Origin of the sequence: Nitratifractor sp. (assembly GCF_015487065.1) — a bacterium.
Classification (GTDB): domain Bacteria; phylum Campylobacterota; class Campylobacteria; order Campylobacterales; family Sulfurovaceae; genus Nitratifractor.
This window is the reverse complement of record NZ_WFQN01000107.1, coordinates 1-19,557: the sequence shown is the minus strand read 5'-3', so window position 1 is coordinate 19,557 and position 19,557 is coordinate 1. Positions and strand designations below refer to the sequence as shown.

At 54.7% G+C, this 19,557-nt stretch carries 21 protein-coding genes; 12 read left to right on the top strand and 9 right to left on the bottom strand.

The annotated features are described in order from the left end of the window. Positions 1-3 precede the first annotated feature (3 nt). The 7 genes from F8I07_RS05615 to msrB form a co-directional block, all read right to left on the bottom strand. A complete protein-coding gene (locus F8I07_RS05615) occupies positions 4-696 on the bottom strand; it encodes an ABC transporter ATP-binding protein (RefSeq protein ID WP_292656837.1) in 693 nt (230 codons plus the stop codon). After that, positions 689-1,465, bottom strand: a complete 777-nt coding sequence (locus F8I07_RS05610; protein ID WP_292656834.1) for an ABC transporter ATP-binding protein — start codon at positions 1,463-1,465, stop codon at positions 689-691. The genes F8I07_RS05615 and F8I07_RS05610 overlap by 8 nt, the downstream gene beginning before the upstream one ends. After that, on the bottom strand, positions 1,462-2,490 hold the full coding sequence (locus F8I07_RS05605) for a branched-chain amino acid ABC transporter permease (protein ID WP_292656831.1): 1,029 nt from the start codon (positions 2,488-2,490) through the stop codon (positions 1,462-1,464). The genes F8I07_RS05610 and F8I07_RS05605 overlap by 4 nt, the downstream gene beginning before the upstream one ends. Positions 2,491-2,499: 9 nt before the next feature. Beyond that, positions 2,500-3,393, bottom strand: coding sequence for a branched-chain amino acid ABC transporter permease (locus F8I07_RS05600; RefSeq protein ID WP_292656828.1), 894 nt, complete (start codon positions 3,391-3,393; stop codon positions 2,500-2,502). A 503-nt stretch (positions 3,394-3,896) separates the two neighbouring features. Further along, positions 3,897-5,021 carry an ABC transporter substrate-binding protein gene (locus F8I07_RS05595; protein ID WP_292656825.1) on the bottom strand — a complete coding sequence of 375 codons (1,125 nt, stop codon included), beginning with the start codon at positions 5,019-5,021 and terminating at the stop codon, positions 3,897-3,899. Between the two features lie 98 nt (positions 5,022-5,119). Further along, positions 5,120-5,563 (bottom strand): GatB/YqeY domain-containing protein, encoded by a 444-nt coding sequence (locus F8I07_RS05590; RefSeq protein WP_292656824.1) that lies wholly within the window; start codon positions 5,561-5,563, stop codon positions 5,120-5,122. Between the two features lie 31 nt (positions 5,564-5,594). Further along, entirely contained in the window at positions 5,595-6,005 is a 411-nt protein-coding gene (msrB, locus tag F8I07_RS05585) for a peptide-methionine (R)-S-oxide reductase MsrB (RefSeq protein ID WP_292656821.1), read from the bottom strand. A gap of 81 nt (positions 6,006-6,086) precedes the next feature. Between msrB and F8I07_RS05580 the strand changes: the two genes are divergently transcribed. The 5 genes from F8I07_RS05580 (at position 6,087) to F8I07_RS05560 (ending at position 8,275) form a co-directional block, all read left to right on the top strand. After that, complete coding sequence (locus tag F8I07_RS05580; protein WP_292656817.1) at positions 6,087-6,722, top strand: tetratricopeptide repeat protein; 636 nt, start codon at positions 6,087-6,089, stop codon at positions 6,720-6,722. Next, positions 6,719-6,943, top strand: coding sequence for a hypothetical protein (locus F8I07_RS05575; RefSeq protein WP_292656814.1), 225 nt, complete (start codon positions 6,719-6,721; stop codon positions 6,941-6,943). Before F8I07_RS05580 ends, F8I07_RS05575 begins: the two co-directional genes overlap by 4 nt. Before the next feature lie 78 nt (positions 6,944-7,021). After that, entirely contained in the window at positions 7,022-7,150 is a 129-nt protein-coding gene (locus F8I07_RS05570) for a hypothetical protein (protein ID WP_292656811.1), read from the top strand. A 55-nt stretch (positions 7,151-7,205) separates the two neighbouring features. Continuing rightward, on the top strand, positions 7,206-7,556 hold the full coding sequence (gene arsC, locus F8I07_RS05565) for an arsenate reductase (glutaredoxin) (protein WP_292656809.1): 351 nt from the start codon (positions 7,206-7,208) through the stop codon (positions 7,554-7,556). 50 nt (positions 7,557-7,606) lie between these two features. Next, on the top strand, positions 7,607-8,275 hold the full coding sequence (locus tag F8I07_RS05560; RefSeq protein ID WP_292656807.1) for a Crp/Fnr family transcriptional regulator: 669 nt from the start codon (positions 7,607-7,609) through the stop codon (positions 8,273-8,275). A gap of 396 nt (positions 8,276-8,671) precedes the next feature. Here F8I07_RS05560 and F8I07_RS05555 read toward each other — a convergent pair whose 3' ends face one another. Both F8I07_RS05555 and F8I07_RS05550 read right to left on the bottom strand, forming a co-directional pair. Continuing rightward, entirely contained in the window at positions 8,672-9,211 is a 540-nt protein-coding gene (locus tag F8I07_RS05555; protein WP_292656804.1) for an archaemetzincin family Zn-dependent metalloprotease, read from the bottom strand. Between the two features lie 37 nt (positions 9,212-9,248). After that, positions 9,249-9,743 carry a hypothetical protein gene (locus F8I07_RS05550; protein ID WP_292656802.1) on the bottom strand — a complete coding sequence of 165 codons (495 nt, stop codon included), beginning with the start codon at positions 9,741-9,743 and terminating at the stop codon, positions 9,249-9,251. A 94-nt stretch (positions 9,744-9,837) separates the two neighbouring features. Here F8I07_RS05550 and F8I07_RS05545 point away from each other — a divergent pair, with 94 nt between their 5' ends. The 7 genes from F8I07_RS05545 to F8I07_RS05515 form a co-directional block, all read left to right on the top strand. Further along, positions 9,838-10,599 carry a TIGR02757 family protein gene (locus F8I07_RS05545; RefSeq protein ID WP_292656799.1) on the top strand — a complete coding sequence of 254 codons (762 nt, stop codon included), beginning with the start codon at positions 9,838-9,840 and terminating at the stop codon, positions 10,597-10,599. Positions 10,600-10,709: 110 nt separating this feature from the next. Then, complete coding sequence (locus F8I07_RS05540) at positions 10,710-13,868, top strand: EAL domain-containing protein (RefSeq protein ID WP_292656796.1); 3,159 nt, start codon at positions 10,710-10,712, stop codon at positions 13,866-13,868. A 168-nt stretch (positions 13,869-14,036) separates the two neighbouring features. Continuing rightward, positions 14,037-14,975 carry a MoxR family ATPase gene (locus tag F8I07_RS05535; protein WP_292656794.1) on the top strand — a complete coding sequence of 313 codons (939 nt, stop codon included), beginning with the start codon at positions 14,037-14,039 and terminating at the stop codon, positions 14,973-14,975. Then, a complete protein-coding gene (locus F8I07_RS05530; RefSeq protein WP_292656792.1) occupies positions 14,975-15,808 on the top strand; it encodes a DUF58 domain-containing protein in 834 nt (277 codons plus the stop codon). Before F8I07_RS05535 ends, F8I07_RS05530 begins: the two co-directional genes overlap by 1 nt. Further along, entirely contained in the window at positions 15,805-17,496 is a 1,692-nt protein-coding gene (locus F8I07_RS05525) for a VWA domain-containing protein (protein WP_292656789.1), read from the top strand. Before F8I07_RS05530 ends, F8I07_RS05525 begins: the two co-directional genes overlap by 4 nt. A gap of 395 nt (positions 17,497-17,891) precedes the next feature. Continuing rightward, positions 17,892-18,638: a tetratricopeptide repeat protein gene (locus F8I07_RS05520; RefSeq protein ID WP_292656787.1), complete on the top strand. Its 747-nt coding sequence runs from the start codon at positions 17,892-17,894 to the stop codon at positions 18,636-18,638. 188 nt (positions 18,639-18,826) lie between these two features. Next, a partial coding sequence (locus tag F8I07_RS05515) for a BatD family protein (protein ID WP_292656785.1) occupies positions 18,827-19,557 on the top strand: 731 nt, incomplete at its 3' end.

The window sequence follows — 19,557 nt, the reverse complement described above, 5'->3', positions numbered from 1 at the left end:
GGCTCAGCCGCCGAGATACTTTTTGCGGACGTCGTCGTTGCCCAGCAGGGCGGAGGCTTTGTCCTCGAGAGTGATGGAGCCGTTCTCCAGCACGTAGCCGTAGTCGGCGATTTTCAGTGCGGCGAAGGCGTTTTGCTCGATCAGCAGGATCGTAATGCGTTTTTTGAGTTCAGTGATGATCTCGAAAACCTCGCCGACGATCTTGGGGGCCAATCCCAGGCTCGGCTCGTCGAGCATCAGCATCTTCGGTTCGCTCATGAGGGCCCGGGCGATGGCCAGCATCTGCTGCTCGCCGCCGGAGAGGGTGCCGGCAAGCTGCTGCTTCTTCCCGGCGAGACGGGGAAATAGTTCATACATCTCTCCCCGCAGACGCTCGAAATTTTCGTCGTTGTTGAAGGCCCCCATCCTCAGGTTTTCGTCCACCGTTAGGTTGATGAAGACCCGTCGCCCTTCGGGGACCAGGGAGAGCCCCTCCTTGACGATCCGGTGGGTGGGATGGCGGCTGATGTCTCTCCCGTCGAAGATCACCTGTCCCTTCTTTTTGACCGCGTTGACGATGGCGTTGAGGGTGGAGGTCTTGCCGGCGCCGTTGGAGCCGATCAGCGTGACGATGGTGTTGGGATCGATATGCATGTCGATCCCCCGGACCGCGGCGATGACTCCATAGTAGACCTGTAGGTTCTTGACGTCAAGCATGGGTGAAATCTCCTAAGTAGGCTGCGACGACCTTGGGATCGACGATGGCATCGGCGGGTTTGCCTTCAAAAATCTTCTCTCCGTAATCCAGGACCGTCACCTGATCGCACATGGCGTTGACAAATTTCATGTCATGTTCGATTAGCAGAATCGTCAGATCGTAGTCCTTTTTAATCTTGTGGATGATCTCGGAGAGCTCTTCGGTCTCTTTGGGGTTCATGCCCGCCGCCGGCTCGTCCAGCAGCAGAAGTTTGGGCTTGGTGGCCAGGGCACGGGCGATCTCGACTTTTCGCTGGTTGCCGTAGCTGAGCGAGGTGGCATCCTCCTCGGCATAGCGGGCAATGCCGAACTCCTCCAGAATCCCCATCGCCTCGACCCGGACACGCTTTTCATGGGCGTGGTAACGCGGCAGGCGGAGAATCGCTTCAAAATAGGTGTAGGGGATCTGGTCGTGAAAGCCGATCAGGACATTCTGCAGGACACTCATGCTTTTGAAGAGGCGGATGTTCTGAAAGGTCCGGGCGATCCCTTTGGCGACGACTTTGTCGGGTTTGGTTCCGGTGATATCCTCCCCGTCGAAGAGGATGCTCCCCTCGGTGGGAAAGTAATTGCCGGTGATGATGTTGAAGATCGTGGTCTTGCCCGCTCCGTTGGGGCCGATGAGGCCGTAGGTGCTCCCGCCGGGGACTTTGAAAGAGAGGTCGTCGATGGCGGTGACGCCTCCGAATTTCATCGTGACGTTGCGGACTTCCAGCAGCGCTTCACTCATGCCTCATCCTTTTTGCCGAATTTTTTCCGAAAAATATCGGGCAGCTCCCGATCGCCGAAGAGGCCCCGACGGGCGAAGAGCATCATGACGATCAGCAAAATGGCGAAGACCACCATCCGCATTCCGGGATGGGCACCCGTATGCATGCCGAAGATCACCATATCGTCATCCAGGAAGCGCAGCCACTCCATGCTTCCCATGACCAGAATCGTCGCCACCAGAGAGCCGGTCATACTGCCCAGGCCACCCAGCACGATGATGATCAGAAGCTGGAAGGTCAGCAGGAAGCTGAACTGGTCCGGCGTGATGGTCGTCAGGAACGAAGCGAGCAGGCCGCCGCCGATCCCTTCGAAAAAGGCGCTGGTCATGAAAGCGGTGGTCTTGATCCGGAAAGTGTTGATCCCCATGGCGGTGGCGGCATCTTCGTCATCCCGGACCGCTTTCATCGCCCGGCCGAATTTGGAGTAGACGATATGGAGCATCACGATGAGGGTGACGAGGGCGAAGGAGCCGATCCACATGAAGTTGGCAATTCCGGGGATGTCGTTGAGCCCCATGGCGCCGTTGGTGTAGGCGGGCTCGTTGAGGGCGAAGATCCGGATGATGAAACCGAAGCCCAGGGTGACGATCGCCAGATAGTCCCCCCGGACCCGGAAGACCGGAAAGCTCAGGAGCAGGGCCACCAGGGTCGCCGCGATCCCTCCGGCGAGCACGGCCGGAAGGAAGTTCGCCTTCATCTGCAGGATGATGGGGGCGGGATCGACGAGGGCGTACATGTCGATCTTGTCGGCCGCGGGGATCAGGAAAAGGGCGGTCATATAGGCCCCGATGGCGACGAAGCCGTTGGGTTCCAAGGAGAACTGTCCGGTGACCCCGTTGATCAGGTTGTAGCTGAGCGCCAGAATGGCGAAGATCCCGATATTGTTGAGGATACTCAGGGTGTAGGAGTCGAGGGTCTGATGGGCCCAGGCGATGACCCCGAGAGTCAGGAGAATCAGCAGCAGTTTGATGATGGCATTTTTCATACTCTTCTCCTAGAATCGGCTTCGTTCGAGATCTTCACCCATGATTCCGGTGGGTCTAAAGAGCAGGACCAGAATGAGGAAGAAGAAGGCGAAAGCGTCTTTGTAGCCGCCCAGTTCGGGGAAGAGGGCCACGACGAAAATTTCGGTGAAGCCCAGGATGAACCCTCCGATCACCGCGCCGGTGACCGAGCCGATTCCTCCCAGAACCGCCGCAGCGAAGGCCTTGAGCCCCACGATGACGCCCATGAGGGGGTCGATGGAGGGGTAGCTCACGGCGTAGAAGACCCCCCCGACCGCCGCCAGAGCGGAGCCCAGGGCAAAAACAATGGAGATAATCCGGTCCGCATCAACTCCCATCAGTTTGACGGTGGGAATGTCGAAGGCCAGGGCCCGGATGGCCATGCCGTATTTGGTCCGGTAGAGGACCCAGAGTACACCGGCCAGGATCAGCACGGTTACAACGGGGATGATAATGACCGTCACCGGCAGATAGATCTCTCCCAGGTGCAGGACCTTGGTGAGATAGTCGGGAGCGCTGAAGGCTTTGGGAACACCGCCGAAGATCACGTTGAAAAGGTTCTCCAGAAAGAAGCTGATACCGATCGCCGTGATGAGCAGGGAGATTTTGGGAGCGTTCCTCAGCGGTTTGTAGGCGATCTTGTCGGTCAGGACTCCGACGATCACCGAGCCGAGGATACCGATAAGTACCGCCAGAGAGAAGGGCAGCCCCGCTGCTGTCGCCATATAGGTGAGAAAGGCTCCCACCATCATGATATCGCCGTGGGCGAAGTTGATCAGGCGAAGAACGCCGTAGACCATGGTATAACCGATGGCGATCAGGGCATACATACTTCCCAGACTCGCTCCGTTGACCAACTGTTGCAAAAAGGTGGCAAAATCCATCAAGACCCTCTTTTGAAACGTAGATACCCGCTCAGGGAGGAGAAGAGGTATGATCTCTCTTCAGAACGGGATCGACTCTGGATCGAACCGGAGAAGCTCCGGTCACCTGTCACGCGCCGAGCTTGCGAAAATCTGTTCTATTACCGCACCGACTATATACCTCAAACATTGATGTGGCAATTTCGTTCATAGGCAAGACGGATTTTTGCAGGACTCGCCTAAGCGAATTCAAGAAAATCCAACACAGCCTATGAACGAAAGTGCCGCACCCTTCGGGGAGAACGATACGAGGCAATCTGCACGCAAATAAATCATCGAATTACCTACGGGTAGTCCTTCAGATTTCTTTACGCACATCTTACCTCGTCTCGTTCTCTCAATGTTTGAGGTATATAGTCGGTGCGGTAATTTGCTCCCGCCAAAACTCTGCCGGCAGAGCTTTGACAGAACGGACAGTTCCGGAAGCGAAAGGCTTCCAGACTCTGTCCAAATGAATGTAACGATTAGGGATTGACGGTGGTCTTGTAGACGAACTTGCCGTCTTTGACCTGATTGATGACAGCAGACTTGACGGCGTCACCGTTTTCGTTGATGTTGATCACACCGGTGATACCTTTGTACCCTTTGGTGTGGCGGAGCTTGTCGTTGACGCACTCTTTGTCGGTGGGAGCTTTGCCCTCGTCGATACACTGGTTCATGGCATTGAGGATCATGCCGTAGGCATCAGCCGCCAGAGCGCCCATGGAGTCGGCAGGCTTGTTGTATTTCTTGTGGAAAGCTTCCACATAGGCTTTGGCTTCGGGAGAGGTGGCCGCCGCTTCGTTGAAGTGGTCGGTATACATGAAGCCCTCGGCCGCTTTGCCGCCGATCTTGACCAGCTCGGGGAATCCGACGCCGTCGGCACCGATGAAGGGAGTGTTGACACCCATGGCCCTCGCCTGCTTGACCATCAGAGCCGCTTCGGGATAGTAGCCGGTGAAAGCGATGATGTCAGGATGGGCCGCTTTGATCGTGGAGACCTGGGCGTTGAAATCCTTGTCTCCGGAGTTGATCAGGACGGTCTTGAGGATCTTGCCGCCACCGGCGGTGAAGGCCTTTTTGAAGGCTTTGGAAAGCCCTACGGAGTAGTCCTGCTTGGCGTCGGTGACGACAACGGCATTTTTCATGCCGTTATCCAGAGCATACTTGGCCATGACGGCTCCCTGGAAGGGGTCGATGAAACAGGCACGGGTGACGTATTTCTTGCCTTTGGTGACCCGGGGATTGGTGGAAGCATGGGTGATCATAGGGGTTTTGGCCTTTTCGGCGACGGGAGCCATCGCCATGGAGTTACCGGAGGCGACCTCACCGAGGATCACGGTGGCGTTGTTCTTGTTCAGCAGACGCTTGACGGCGGTGGCCGCTTCGACCTTGTCGCCCCGGTCATCGAGGACGACCAGTTTGACATTGTCGCCGTTTTTGAGCTTGTGGTTCTGCTCATAGGCGATATCCAGGCCGCCCTTGCTGGTCTGACCGAAGGCTGCGATGGGTCCGGTCAGAGGGAGGACGACGCCGACGACGACGTCCTTGGCCATGGCGATACCGCTCATCAGTGCCGCCGCTGCGACAATGCTCAATGTTCTTTTCATCTTTTCTCCTTGCGATGATGATTTTTTGGTGGTCTTTATAGTATCAACGTCTCTCTTTTGTGAAACTTAAAAGCCCTGACGCAGGGTTGAAAAACCCACTACCCCAGCAGTTTTTTGACCATCTGGCTGATCCGGTTTCCGTCGGCCCGGCTGCCGATGACCGCTTTGGCTTTGCCCATGACCTTGCCCATCTCTTTCATACTTTGGGCTCCGACCTCTTCGATGATCGTTTTGAGGGTCGCTTCGAGTTCGTGATCTTCCATCGGTTCGGGGAGATACTTTTTGACCACTTCGACCTCGGCCTGGTCTTTAGCCACCAGATCGTCGCGTCCCGCCTCTTTGAACTGGGCGATGGCATCTTCGCGCTGTTTGAGATATTTCATCAGCACCCCTTCGACGTCGGCGTCACTGAGCTCACGCCGTTCGTCCACTTCGATCTGTTTGATGGCGGCGCTAAGATTGCGCAGGGTATCCCGCAGTGCGGTGTTTTTGGCCCGCATCGCCTCTTTGAGATCGTTTTTGATTCGTTCTTTGAGTGTCATCTTGCTTCCTTTCTTTCTTGTGTTATCGGGATTATAACGCCTTTTCGGGCTCTGAGGGCTCAAAATCAAGCGAGGCACTGTTAATGCAGTACCGTTCCCCTGTCGGCGCCGGTCCGTCAGGGAAGAGATGTCCCAGATGGCAGCCGCACCCGGCGCAGCGCACTTCGGTGCGAATCATCCCGTGGGAGTCGTCCCGGTGGGCGGTGACCGCCTCCCGCGTGATCGGCCGGGTGAAGCTGGGCCATCCGGTTCCCGAGTCGAATTTGTCCTGACTGGAGAAGAGCGGGGCGTGGCAGCATTTGCAGCGATAGATCCCGGGGCGTTTGTTGTCCCAGTAGGCGTTGGCGAAGGGGGGTTCGGTTCCCTGTTCGCAGCAGACATGAAACTCCAGGGGACTCAGGCGCTTGCGCAGCTGCTCCTTCTCCTCATCGATCTTCGGCATAAAAGTGCTCCTCTTTCGAAAAGTATGGTAGATTAAGTGCAGTTATCATACCATACGCGAAATTGATCGGAAGGCTGAATCGTGACCCTTTTCCAACTGATACTTCTCATTGCCGCCGGTGTGATTTTCTACCTCTTTTTCCGGCAGCTCTTTTCCGGAAACTATCCCCGCCGCGGGGTGGATTACGAGGCGAAAGTTCCTGATGATCGCCTCGGGGGGATCAATCGCCCCGACAAGACTTTCGCCCGGGAGAAACCCTCTCAGAGTCGCCTGGAGGAGCTCCTGGAAATCGCCGACGAATCCCTGGAAAAAGGGGACAACCTGGAGGCGAAAAAGGCTCTGCAGAGCGCATTGATCCTGGATGAAAAGAATCCGGAGATTCTTCGACGGTTGGGGGTCGTCTATATGAACATGAACGACTATACCGATGCCAGGGAAATTTACGAGACCCTGCTGGCTCAGGATCCGACAGATGATCTGGCCCACGGCTCCCTGGCCAACGCTCTGCACAAGCTGGGGGAAGAGGAGGAAGCCCTCGAACATCACCGGGAGGCGATCCGTCTCGACCCGGATTATGCGCCCCACCATTACAACTATGCCAACACTCTCTATGACCTGGGGCGTCGGGAGGAGGCGCTGGCGGAGTATCGCAGGGCGTTGGAGCTGGATCCGGAGCTGGAGCCGGCAAAAAAAATGATCGAGGAGTTGAGTCGATGAACAGTCAATGTTTCGTCCGTCAGGAGGCGACCCCGAGGATCCTGCAGAATGTCAGCCGCTACTGTGCAGAGTGTTATCGGGAGTTTACTGAAAAAGAGACCCTTTATTATGATATGCAGGAGTACCGTTATCTCTGTGAAAGCTGCGCCGAAGCGCTTGATAAGAGACTGAACGAAGCGTGTGAGCGGATCGAAGAGCCCGAGAGTGCGGGGCTTTTCTGAATCTCGCCCGCCAATCAATCCGAATAGAGTGCTCTGAAAGGCAACCGGTTTCACTCGATAGCTCTGGCAGTCGCGAACATGAGAAGCGGTAGCGAAGGACAACTGCTTGTCCTTCGACGCTTCGGAACCGTAGCGGTCGGAGCGAAGCAAAGCCGCGAAGGAGCGCCCGTTTCACGGGTTAAGCGCTCCTTTGTCGCCATCGAGTGAAACCTCTCCATAAAATTTTTCAGAGGGCCCAATAACAAAGTGATAAGGAGTATCGATGAGTGAACGAATAGTTGTCTGGCACAATCCCCGCTGCAGCAAATCCCGCAACGGGATCAAGTATCTGGACGAAAAAGGGGTGGAGTACGAGGTTTACCGCTATCTGGACGAAGCTCCCACCGTAGAGGAGATCAAAACGGTACTGAAAAAGCTGGGGATGAGTCCGAGGGAGTTGATGCGTACCAAAGAGGCGATCTACCGGGAGCTGGGGCTCAAGAATGTGAACGATGATGCAAAACTCATCGAAGCGATGGCCGAGCACCCCAGACTCATCGAGCGCCCTATCGTGATCCGGGGAGAAAAGGCCGTCGTCGCTCGCCCCGAGACGGCAATTGATGACATTTTGTAATCTTCTTTTGTCATAATATGGGCTGATAGATGATTAATAAAGGAGACCCGGTGCGATTTCAACTGGAGAGTTTCAATACCATTAGTGAACAGCTGCGCCGGGAGATCGAAGCGGTAGGAAAGATCATCTCCTTTGAGAAGAACGATATCCTTTTCGATGTGGATGAGACCCTGGAACACTTTTTCATTTTTCTCAGCGGAAAGGTGAAAGTCTTCGAGATGAATCTCAACAACGGCAAAGAACAGACCCTCTATCTCCTGGGACGGGGAGATATGTTCGACACGGTGACGCTGCTCGATGGTAAACCCCACGAGGTGATGAGTGAGATCCTGGAGGCAGGCGAAGCGTTGAAAGTGCCCATCGGCAAGGTACGGGAGTGGATGTACGACTATCCTGTCTTTGGGGAGATCGTCCTGAAATATGTGGCGGGGCAGCTGCGCCACGTGGAGGAACTGGCGGCCGACCTGACGCTCCTAGATACCAAAGAACGCCTCATCAAACTCATCGTCCAGAATATGGAGAAGAGTCGGCACACCGGACAGAATATGCTGGAGAACCTCTCCCATGCCGAGATCGCCAAACTCATCGGCACCGTCCGCCATGTGGTCGACCGGCATATCAAACAGCTCAAAAGCGAGGGGATCATCGAAGCAGGCCGCCGCAAAATCGCCCTGAAAAATATGGAGAAGCTTCAGGAGAAGCTGGATGATCTGCTCTAAGATTTGTTCTCATCCCTCCTCTCTTATTTTTCCGAAATCCGGGTTGATCTGAAAAATTTATGAATGCCCTTGAAAGTGTGGGAGCCTATGCCGTAACATCCGGAGGTGATTCGGTCCCTATCCAGTATCGGGAATTGGATGAATATTCTCGGTTGCTTCAAGGGTATCGGGGAAAGGATGAATTTTTCATCGTCGGGGATAGACTGGTACGCCGTTTTCCTGTCTTTAAAGCGGACGATCCCAATTGTTGTGCCTCGGGGGGGAACCGATTGCTCTATTACAAACTTGAGCCAACGAAATCGTGATGGAGGCTGAAAATTACGCGGGTTGAAAACCGTCCATAAAAAAGGGACTACTTAAGGTACAAGTAAAAAATCAGCCTCTCCCCATATGTTATTAACAAGAGGCCAATGCCTCTTCGACCCTGGCGCGGCAGCGAGGGCAGAATCGGTACCCCTTGCGGTCGGTGTCGGCCAGGGTGTTGGAGAAGTGCATCACACAGTGGGGGTCGGGGCAGTGTTCCAGTCCCAGGGTGTGGCCGATCTCGTGGACCGCTTCAGTCAGAAGCCGCCGGAGAAAGAGTTTCCGATTTTCGGGCAGGCCGTAGAAAGCGTTGTGGAGCCTCGGGGTGGCTACCAGGGCGCATCGGTGGACCGGAGTGGCCAGGCCGAAGACGAAGTTGAGACCTTCTTCATAGAGATCCCTGTCGGTGATTCCCAGGAGGATATCCCCGGGTGTACGTTCCACACGGCAAAGATCCACCATCGCTGCGGACGCAAGAACTTGGCCTCTTTGGGGATTTTCACTCTCGATCGGCAGTTCTCTGGGCTCCCCGATTTCTACCGGGAGGGCAAAGAGCTCCGCCAGCTGCTCTCTGAGTATTTCCATCCACTCGGGAGATTGGGGAAAATAGGGAACGATCTTTATCCGGCACATCGGGAAGCCCCTTCGATCTCTATAGCTATTTGGATTCTCAGAGCGCCCGGATACGGTTGATCCGGTTGCCGAGACGTCCCATGATCTGTTCGGCTCGCTGCATCAGGAGTTCCCGCTCGTGATAAAGCCTGGCTTTCTCCTCTTCCAGTTTCATCTCCTTGTCCAGGAGCTTCTCCTCCTTGCGGATCAGCTTGTCATACTCCTCTTTGAGCTGAGCGTACTTTTTGTCCAGTTTGGCCACCGCTTTGTTGAGTTGGCGTAGATCCCGGTCCAGGGTTTCGATCTGACGCTCGGTTTCGGCTTGGAGAAGCTTTTTGTTGGTACGCTTGATCTTGGCGAGTTTTTCGTGGATCTGCCGCTCGGTCTCTCTCATTTTGCTCGAGAGATCCAGTACGCGGTTCTCCAGTTCCTCCAGCTCACCGCGTGTCTTTTTGAGCTGCTCTTCGATCTTTTCGATTTTTTTCCCGGTCTTGTCCAATGCTTTGATGAAGCTGTTGACGGAGACTTCCGTCTGTTTCAGGCTTTCGGTCATTTTGACTCCTTTTTCTTCATTGTTTTCGAAACGATACCATCATCCCGAGCCATTCGTGTGCGACGTGGGTAGCAATCCGAGTATAATCCCCTTTATGGACAAAAGAGCACTCAAAATCCTTCTGGACCGGGAGGCGGCCCGGCGCAACGATCCGTCGGAGCTGAGTTATCAGCGTCCCGATCCTCTGCTGGTGGCCTCCCGCTATCGTGACGAACGGATCGCGTTGATCTGTGCGCTTTTCGGCTACGGCAGCGCCAAACAGATCGTCGCCTTTTTGGATCGTCTCGATTTTTCTCTGCTGGAAGTTTCCGAGGAGCGTATTGCGCGGGAGCTTCAGGGCTTGAAATACCGTTTTCAGACTTCCGAAGATATCGCGGCACTCTTCATTGCTCTACGGAGATTGGGCAAAGAACAAAGCCTGGGGGAGATCGTGCGGGAAGCCTATAAAGAACGTCGAGAGATCCGTGACGGGCTCTGGGCCTTGATCCGGGCGATCCGGGAGGCTTATTCCCTTCAGAGCCGGGGATACGATTTTCTCGTGGGAAGGGTTCCCGAAGACCCCGACCGCTGTGCCCCCTTCAAACGCTACATGATGTACTTCCGCTGGATGGTCCGCCGGGATGCCCTGGATCTGGGGCTCTGGGAGGGGATCGATCCGGGGGATCTGATCATTCCTCTCGATACCCATACCCATGCCGTCTCTCTGCGTCTGGGGCTGCTGAAACGCAAAAGCTACGATATGCGGGCGGCCCTGGAGCTGACGAAAGCGCTTAAACAGTTTGATGCGGCCGATCCGATCAAATATGATTTTATTCTTTATCGTATCGGACAGGAATCAATAAACAATTTCGGATAAAATGGCACTTTATATTCGACCTATCGTCGTGAAACCGGCACATCATCTGCAGCGACGCATCCGGTGTACTTTCTACTGCAAAATTTGGGTCAAAAAGGCAAAAGAGGCTGATGGCAATTTCCCGTTTGGTACGCAAATTCAAAGAACAACTTCTGATCGCATTTCTCATTATCGTACTGGGAATGCTCTATTTTGCCGGAGAATACCTTTATCAGAATTATCGTACCTATCATGACCTGAAGGGGGTCCAGTATGCGGTGGACTATCTCGCTCGTGATGCCCGGTTGATCCAGGCGGTACAAAAAGAGCGGGGATTGACATTGGCTTGTGCCCGTGCTCCCCAGTTCTGCGGTGAAGCCGCTTTGCAATATGGTCGGACCGATCAGGCGAGGGAAGCCTATTTACAGGTTTTGCAACGGGAAAATATTGCAAAGATCGAAGCGGTGGATCGCCTTTTGAAAAATCTGGATCGTCTGGAACTTTTGCGTAAAGAGAGTGCGAAACACTCAAACGATCCTTTGGAGATTTTTGGGCAATACAGTCAAATCAGTCAGACGCTAATCCGCTCCATCGATCCGATTGTAGATACATTGGGAGATCGAGCCTATCTGGGGAATTTGCTGCTGTTTAAAACTCTTCTTGATCTGATCGAACTGGAGGGGCGGGAACGGGCGCTTTTGATGTCGCTGCACGGTCCGAGCGGGAAAAACCTCAAGGTGGAACGGCAACTTCAACTCAATGAAAACCGCCTTCAGGCAAGCTGGGAGACCGTCCGTTTGACGCTTTCGAAACGGATGAAGGTACTTTTCCGTCAAGTTGTACCTTTTGCCATGCAGCGAGACTATGAAGCGATGCGTCGAAAGATAGCGGATGCGGTACAGAACGATCCCTCTCTCAAGCGCCGATGGTGGAAGATGGCGACGGCATTTATCGATCGGCTCTACCGTTTCGAAAATCGGGTGCTGGCAAGTATCAACGAGGAGCGGATGACCTATCTGGAACGTATCAGGCAGACACTTTTCGAAGGGGTGCTTTTCCTGGGAATACTTGTTTTCCTTCTGGCGTTCTATCTGCAAAAAACCGGAAAAGTTTTCGACAAAATACTGGAACGGATCCGTCGCATCGCTTTCGAGAAAAAACTCGCTTCGGTCTATGGGGACTTTTCCGAAAACGCCCAACAGATCCATACCCGCAGTGCTCTGTTTCATAGTCTGATTCAGGCCTTGTCGCATCTGGAGGTCTTTAGCTTTCTCTATCTCGAGGAGCAGCCCGGGGGACAGGTTATCGTTAGTGAAAACATCCCCGTGAGGCGTTTGGAGGAGAAGCCGGCAGAGCTACGCCAGGCGATCAAAGAGATCCGTCAGAACAAACACCATCGTATTCTCCCGCTTCATATCCCCGACAATGAACTCTATGCCGGTGTCGGAGCGTTGGGTCTTTTCCCCATCAAAGAGACGGAGAACCGTTTCTATCTGCTCTATCTCTTTGTGAAACGCGGGGAGTATTTCAGTGAAATGCTGACGATGACGGTTCTGCGGATGATCGAAGCGGCCGAACTCGCTTTGGAACGCCTGCGGGAAGAAGAGAATATCGAAAAGATGAAAAAAGAGCTTCGCCTTTACAGCACAGCCTTCGAGGCGCAGGAAGCGATTCTTATTACCAATCAATACGGAGAGATACTGAAAGTCAATAAAGCCTTCGAAGAGATTACCGGATACAAGGAGAAAGAGGTCCTCGGAAAGAGCCCTTCGATCATGAAATCGGGGCGTCATGATGCATCGTTCTATCGGCAAATGTGGGAAGCGATTAAAGAGCAGGGATACTGGAAGGGGGAGATCTACAACCGTCGCAAAGACGGAACCGTCTATCCGGAAATTCTCTCGATTACCGCAATCCGTGACTCCCAAGGGAAAATTAGCAATTACGTTTCCCACTTTTTCGATATCAGTGATCTGAAAAAGGCCTATGCCGAGAGTCAATATCGGGCCCATCACGACCCGTTGACGGATCTTTTCAATCGTATGAAGCTCAAAGAGGAACTGGAGTTGATCTGGGTGTTGTCCGAGAAAGAGAAATTCTACAACGCTTTTTTCTTCATCGACCTGGACAATTTCAAACAGATCAATGACTCTTACGGGCATGCGGTCGGAGACAAGGTGATCATCGAAGTGGCTCGACGCCTCAAGGAGGTGGCGAGAGAACGGGATGTCAAAGCACGGATCTCCGGAGACGAATTCGCGTTGGTTCTGGTAGATTTGGGGGAGGATCGGGAGATCGCGACGCACAATGCCGCTCTTTTGGCGGAGAAGCTGGTGAATCAATATACCGATCCCTATCGGGAAGAGGGGGTGGAAATTCCTATCAGCTACTCCATCGGGATCAATCTTTTCCCTACCGGGCAGAGTACTCCCGAGCAGGTGGTCGAGCAGGCGGACTTGGCCATGTATCACAGCAAAAAGAGCGGCAAAAACCGTTTCACCTTCTACAACGAGCAATTGGATCGGGAGTCCAAGAAGTTTTTGCTGATGCGTTCCGAGATTGACAAAGGGCTCAAAAACCGAGAATTCATCGTCCGTTATCAGCCCAAGGTCTCTCTGAAAAACGGTGAAGTTGTGGGACTGGAAGCGCTGACGGTCTGGGACTCCTCTTCCTTTGGATTGATGGAACCGGAAAAATTTCTGCGCTACGCCTATGGTAATCGGCTACTCTATCTCTTTACCGAATATGTCATCGAGCGTGCTTTGGAGGCGTTACAGCGATGGGAGAGACGTCAGATCGCGCCGCGGGTCTCGATCAATCTTCCCACGGAACAGTTCAATAACAGTGCCTTTATGAATGAGATCTACGCTAGGGTTGCCGGAAAATACGCGCCTCAGATTATGTTCGAAATTGTCGAAGATGCACTAATCAAGGACAGCCGAAGTGCCATAGAAACTATTGAAAAGTTCCGAAAGATCGGGGTATTGTTCTCTATCGACGATTTCGGAACAGGCTACTCCTCTTTCAACTATCTCAAGATGCTTCCTGCCGATGAACTGAAGATTGATCGGAGTTTCGTGATCAATATCTTCGAAGAGAAAAACAATGAAATCGTCCGCAAAATTGTCGAGTTGGCCAAGATTTTCGGATTCAGCGTCACCGCCGAAGGTGTGGAATCGCAAGAGGCGATCACTTTTTTGAAAGCGATCGGCTGCGACAACTATCAGGGATACTACTTCAGTAAAGCGGTGGGAGAAGATGAAGTGCCCGGCTTTTTTGAAAAGGGGTAATCTCCCCCTCGATTAGGGGTATGACTCCCGAGACTCTCCCCCGGATTGAATGTCCTGAAAATCCTCCATTATATGAAATTGTCTTCATCCTACCTTTTCGCTGACTCTCTCGCAAAGAGAGTGCTTTTGGTATAATATTTTATTAACTATAAAAATTAGGTGATTGAAATGATCTGTAGCGTCAAAGAAGAGGTCAAAAAGGTTGTCGTCGGCCACGAAGAGCTGATCGACAGTATGATTATCGCGCTTTTCAGCGGTGGCCATGTGTTGGTCGAAGGGGTGCCGGGCGTGGCCAAGACGACGGCGGTCAATACTCTGGCCCGGAGTCTGGGCTTCGATTTCAAGCGGGTGCAGTTCACCCCCGATCTACTCCCCGGTGATATCATCGGCAACGAGATCCTGGATCTGAAAGCCAACGAGTTCCGGATCAAGCACGGCCCCATTTTCACCCACCTGCTTCTGGCTGATGAGATCAACCGGGCGGGGCCCAAGGTCCAGTCGGCACTGCTGGAGGCGATGGCGGAACGGCAGGTGACCATCGGGGAGGAGAGCTTCCCGCTGCCCGAGCCTTTCATGGTCCTGGCCACGGCCAACCCTGTGGAGCAGGAGGGGACCTACGAGCTTCCCGAAGCCTCGCTGGACCGCTTCATGATGAAGGTACGGGTGGGGTATAACGACTTCGATGAGGAGCTGACGATTATGGAGCGGGCCGCCGACGGGGCTTTCGAGAGAGTGCGGCAGGTTCTGGACGGGGAGAGTTTCGCCCGACAGAGGGAGCAACTCAAGGCGATCCACCTGGACGAAGAGATCAAACACTATATCCTCTCCATCGTCACGGCGACCAGGGATCCCGGGACTTACGGCCTGGAGGATCTGAAAGATTTCATCGACTATGGTGCCAGCCCGAGGGGCAGCATCGATCTCTACAAGGCTTCCCGAGCCCATGCCTGGCTTCAGGGGCGCGACTTTGTCACTCCCGCCGATGTGGCGGCCATGGCCTATCCGGTCCTTCGGCACAGGATTTTGCTGAACTATCATGCCGTGGCGGCGGACCTGGATGCCGACAAAGTGATTCGGAAAATCCTGGAGACGATTCCCGCTCCCTGATGAAAAAGCGACTGCAGGAGATTCTGCTGCGAACCCGGCGGCAGCTGTTGCTGTGGCGTCGGGGGCAGCAGCCCAGCCCTTTTGCCGGCGAAGGACTCGATTTTCGGGAACTGCGCCCCTATACCCTGGACGACGACATCCGCCATCTCAATTGGAAGAGCATGGCCCGCAGCCGCCAGCCGATGGTGAACCTCTTCAACGAAAGCCGTCAGATTCAGGTGGTGGCGGTCTATCTCAACAGCGGCGGCCTGGCGGTGGGCAGTCCCCGCAGCAAGAAGGATCAGGCGGTGGAGATCATCACGGCCCTCAGCTTCGCCGCCATCGAGGGTGAGAACCCGGTCGGAGCGCTCTTTTTCGACGAGACCTTGCAGGCCTGGCATCCTCCTGCGTTGCGCCGCCTCGAAGTGGATCACAATTTTGAAACCGCGATAGGGCTCGATCCGTTGGGGAGGCAGGTGGACTACACGGCCCTGACTCAGGCGCTTCAGAGCCGGCTCAAGCGCCGATCGCTGATTTTTCTGATCGGAGATTTTATGGATCGGCCGGAGCTGGCCGCCTTGGCCTCCCGCCATGAGCTGAGGTGTCTGGTACTCAGAGACCCCCTGGATGAGGCGCTGCCTGTCGGAGAGTTTTCGGTGGAAGATGCCCGAAGCGGCCGACGTGAGCCCTGGGTGATCGACCGGGGAACGAGCCGCCGCTACCGGGAGCTGGTGCGTCGACACGATGCGGAGTTGGCGGAGAACTTCCGGCGGCACCGTATCGCCTGGGAGAAGATCTACACCCACGAGGATGCGATCAAAAAGCTCATCGATTTCAGCAGGAGAGAGGGATGATCCATTTCGCCCATCTCTGGGTCTTTGCGCTTCTGCCGCTTTACTGGTGGTGCGAGCGGCGCTGCTTTCCGGCCCTTCCGACGCTGCGGCTCTCCAATGTTCAGTTTCTGCGCCGGGCCGCCGGAGGCCTGGGGAGCCGGGAGCGATGGATCCGCTGGTGGATCGTGATTTTGATGGTGACAGCCCTGGCCAATCCGGTGACCGAGAAGGTAAGAACGCTGCACAATGCCAAAGGCTATTCCGTGGCACTCCTGCTCGATGCCAGCTACAGCATGCGGGAGGGGGACCGATTCGAGACGGCCAAACGGGTGCTTTCGGATTTCATCCTCCATCGGCCCTACGATCGGATGGCCCTGGAGGTTTTCGGCGACCGGGCCCGCCTTGCCGCGCCCATGAGCTACGACAAAAGCGGCCTGCAGACGATCCTGAAGCATCTGCATCCCGGCGTGGCCGGCGGACGGGATACGGCGCTCTATGAAGCGCTTTTTGCCGGAGCGGATCTTTTTGAAAAAGAGCCGAAAAACAACCGGGTGATGATTCTGCTCACCGACGGCATTGACACCGTGGGTTCCGTCCCCCTGGAGACGGCGATCCGCCGGGTGAGAGAGGCGGGAATCCGAGTCTATACGATCGGCGTGGGGGATGACTTCCGCCGTCGGGTCCTGAAGCGCATCGCGACGGAGACCGGCGGTACCTTCTTCGACGCTTCCGATCCCAAAGGGCTGGCCTCGATCTATGCCCGGATCGATCGACTGGAGAAGAGTTCTATCGCGACGTATCGCAGCACCGAGCGACGCTCTTATTACCGTATTCCTCTGGGGCTGGCGGTGGGGCTCCTGGTCCTGCTGCTTGGGCTGAAAATCCGCCAACGACGGGGCATACTTCCTGTAGGCGGGGCACTGCTTCTGAGTCTGTTGGCCCTTTACGGCCCCGGCATCGAGAGGGGCTTGCGGCAAACACCCCATTCAGGCGGTGATCTGCTCCTCGCCCTGGATGCCTCCCGCTCCATGAAGGCGAAGGACCTCTATCCCGACCGTTTCCGCTTCGCTCTCCACAAAGCCAAAGGGCTTCTGTCGGAGCTGCATCGAACCAGGGTTGGGGTGTTGCTCTTTACCCGCCGCGCCTGGCTGTTGGCTCCCCCTACCGGGGATTATGAAGCCCTCAGGCGGCTTCTTGACGGTATCGGTCTGGAAAGTATCGAGCGGAAAGGGAGCGACTGGAACGCCCTGGTGAAGGCAGCCTCCCAACTGGGAGAGGGGAACCGAAGCCGGGTTTTGCTGATCTTCAGTGACGGGGAGGGGATCAAGGACCCCTATGCCTTGGCGAGGCAGGCTTCGGAGGCGAATCTGACGCTCTTTGGATACGCCGCGGCGACGGAAAAGGGGGTGACGATCCCTGACGGAAAGGGGCTGCTCCGAGACCAACGCGGGGATGTGGTGGTGACTCGTCTCGATCCCCGTTTCGCCGAAACGGTTCGCCAGAGCGGCGGCCGTTTTTTCGTCGCCCGAAATGACGACGGTGATTTGAAGGAGATCGCCCGGAAGGTGGAGGAGGCTCTGGGGGAGAGGAAGGCGACGGGGCTTGCCGCCAGCGGGGAAGAGAATCTCTATTGGATTCCCTTGCTGTTGGCATTGGTGATCTTTATGGTACCTTGGAAATGGAAATTGGGAATGGGGAGTCGGGAATGAGGCATTGTGGATGGGTATACTTGGCCAAATGTTTGTTCGACGCCCCTTCATTTCTTTTTCTTTGTTTCGCGACAAAGAAAAAGGAAACGAAGCAAAGAAAAAGAAAGCGCGAGGGACTGACGTCACTTTCCATTTGCCATGAAAGAGGGGGGAAAAAGAGTGAAAAACGTTTTTTAACTAGTAACGAGGAACTAGTAACTAGTAATTTTGTTCTGATTCATCCTGCTGAGGAAGATGATAGTTCCGTCATCCTGAACTCGATTCAGGATCCACGGTTTTTTAGGCATTCTGGGCCCTGGATTCCGGGGCATGCTCGGAATGACACCCGGTCTTCAAATGGTTCCGTATGGAAGAAATTCATTTTGATTTTGGGGTTATTTCTGCTTGGGGGGCTTTTGCTCCAGGCAGGAGTGCTCGATGAGTACCGACTTCATCAAGCCCAGGTTCTGCAGCAGAAGGGCCACTATCTTCAGGCGCTGAAAGCCTATCGGAAACTGCCGCGAAAGAGTGCCGCTGAGCGCTACAATATGGCCAATCTCTACTATCGTATGGGACGATTCGACGAGGCACTGGCCCTCTACCGGACGGTGGAGGCTCCTACTTTGCAGGGACGGAAACTCTACAATATGGGGAACTGTTATGCAGTCAAGGGGAATTGGCAGAAGGCACTGCGTTTCTACCGGGCCGCCCTCAAATTCGCCCCCCAAGATCCCGATCTGCGCTACAATCTGAAAAAGGCCGAAGCCAGAGTCCGGCAGATGGAGCTGGAAGCGTCGCTGTTGAAGCTCAGGCAAAAGGCACAGAAAAAGGTCTGCAAACTGGAGCGTCTGCCTCTGGGGGTCCGCCGGGGATTCTATGAAGGGAGTATCGAGTTCCTGAGCGACTTCGAAGGTAACGATACACTCAAAGAGGCCCGTTACAGCGAGACTCTGCTGAAACGGAACAACCAGGCACGCTCCACCGGCAAACGAGGTCTCGGCAAAGAGGCAAGCCGCCGGAATCGGGAAGAGAACCGCACTGTCGTGAAAGGCAAAGAGCATCCTTTCGGTCTGGAAGAGGTGCGCTATCGACGGCAGTTGCAGGAAAAAACTCTCAAGAGTCTGTTGGTGCCGATGACAGAGCCGAAAAAAAGTGAAGAATGAAGAGTGAAGAGTGAAGAGTTTTGGCGGGAGATTGCTATCCCGAGGAATGATGAATAGTGAATAGTGAATGATGAATGGTGAATGGTTTAGGTTTGCGTTGCTTTGCAACGCTTGTTTTTGAAAAATGTGGAAAGGGAATGTGGAAAGTGAGGAGTGGATTGTTTGAACAATACAAAGGTCTATTGGGAATGAGAAGAGGAATACTTTTTGTACTTTTTCTCTTTGTCGCCACATTATCCTATGCCGATGAGGGAGCCACGTTTTCGTTGAAGCTTTTACAAAACAGGGCCTGGCTGGGCGAGCCGGTTTTGGCCCGCTTCACCCTTCGCTATCCGCAAACGATGAAGGTGGACAGCGTACAGTTCAAACCTGCCGGGCTCAAGGCCTTCGAGGTGGAGGAGCTCAACGTCAGCGCGCCGGAGAAAAAGAGTGGGGAGGTGGTGCAGAGCTTCCGTTACCTGCTGACACCTACGGAGCTGGGCACCCTCACGATCCCGCCCCAGAAGATCGAACTGGCCTATCAGGACAAAACCAACTACCGTTACATCACCCATACCTATCGGACGAAACCGTCGAAGATCACGGTACGGGAGGTGCCGGAAGCGCTCAAAGTGGTGGGAGACTACCGGATGCGATTCGTCAGCGATGCCGACCGCACCCTGGCCAACCGCCCCGTCCATCTGCAACTGCATATCACCGGCATCGGCAATGCCCGCTATATCCCTCCTTTTGATCTGAAGATCCCCGGCGCGATTGTCTATCCTTCCAAACCGCAGGTGATGACCCGCTGGCTGGGGGAAGGAAAATATCGCAGCGAGTTCGTCCAGCGCTTTACGGTCCTGGCAGATGAAGACTACACCGTCCCTTCTCTTCGATTTCGCTATTTCAACCTCCAGACAGAGCTGCCGGAGGTCCTTCA

Coding starts and splice junctions, on each gene's coding strand:
- arsC (WP_292656809.1), top strand. CDS start 7,206: ATGAGTGAACGAATAGTTGTCTGGCACAATCCCCGCTGCAGCAAATCC.
- F8I07_RS05590 (WP_292656824.1), bottom strand. CDS start 5,563: ATGACACTCAAAGAACGAATCAAAAACGATCTCAAAGAGGCGATGCGG.
- F8I07_RS05610 (WP_292656834.1), bottom strand. CDS start 1,465: ATGAGTGAAGCGCTGCTGGAAGTCCGCAACGTCACGATGAAATTCGGA.
- F8I07_RS05525 (WP_292656789.1), top strand. CDS start 15,805: ATGATCCATTTCGCCCATCTCTGGGTCTTTGCGCTTCTGCCGCTTTAC.
- F8I07_RS05550 (WP_292656802.1), bottom strand. CDS start 9,743: ATGACCGAAAGCCTGAAACAGACGGAAGTCTCCGTCAACAGCTTCATC.
- F8I07_RS05570 (WP_292656811.1), top strand. CDS start 7,022: ATGAGAAGCGGTAGCGAAGGACAACTGCTTGTCCTTCGACGCTTCGGA.
- F8I07_RS05535 (WP_292656794.1), top strand. CDS start 14,037: ATGATCTGTAGCGTCAAAGAAGAGGTCAAAAAGGTTGTCGTCGGCCAC.
- msrB (WP_292656821.1), bottom strand. CDS start 6,005: ATGCCGAAGATCGATGAGGAGAAGGAGCAGCTGCGCAAGCGCCTGAGT.
- F8I07_RS05555 (WP_292656804.1), bottom strand. CDS start 9,211: ATGTGCCGGATAAAGATCGTTCCCTATTTTCCCCAATCTCCCGAGTGG.
- F8I07_RS05600 (WP_292656828.1), bottom strand. CDS start 3,393: ATGGATTTTGCCACCTTTTTGCAACAGTTGGTCAACGGAGCGAGTCTG.
- F8I07_RS05595 (WP_292656825.1), bottom strand. CDS start 5,021: ATGAAAAGAACATTGAGCATTGTCGCAGCGGCGGCACTGATGAGCGGT.
- F8I07_RS05545 (WP_292656799.1), top strand. CDS start 9,838: ATGGACAAAAGAGCACTCAAAATCCTTCTGGACCGGGAGGCGGCCCGG.
- F8I07_RS05540 (WP_292656796.1), top strand. CDS start 10,710: ATGGCAATTTCCCGTTTGGTACGCAAATTCAAAGAACAACTTCTGATC.
- F8I07_RS05605 (WP_292656831.1), bottom strand. CDS start 2,490: ATGAAAAATGCCATCATCAAACTGCTGCTGATTCTCCTGACTCTCGGG.
- F8I07_RS05530 (WP_292656792.1), top strand. CDS start 14,975: ATGAAAAAGCGACTGCAGGAGATTCTGCTGCGAACCCGGCGGCAGCTG.
- F8I07_RS05615 (WP_292656837.1), bottom strand. CDS start 696: ATGCTTGACGTCAAGAACCTACAGGTCTACTATGGAGTCATCGCCGCG.
- F8I07_RS05575 (WP_292656814.1), top strand. CDS start 6,719: ATGAACAGTCAATGTTTCGTCCGTCAGGAGGCGACCCCGAGGATCCTG.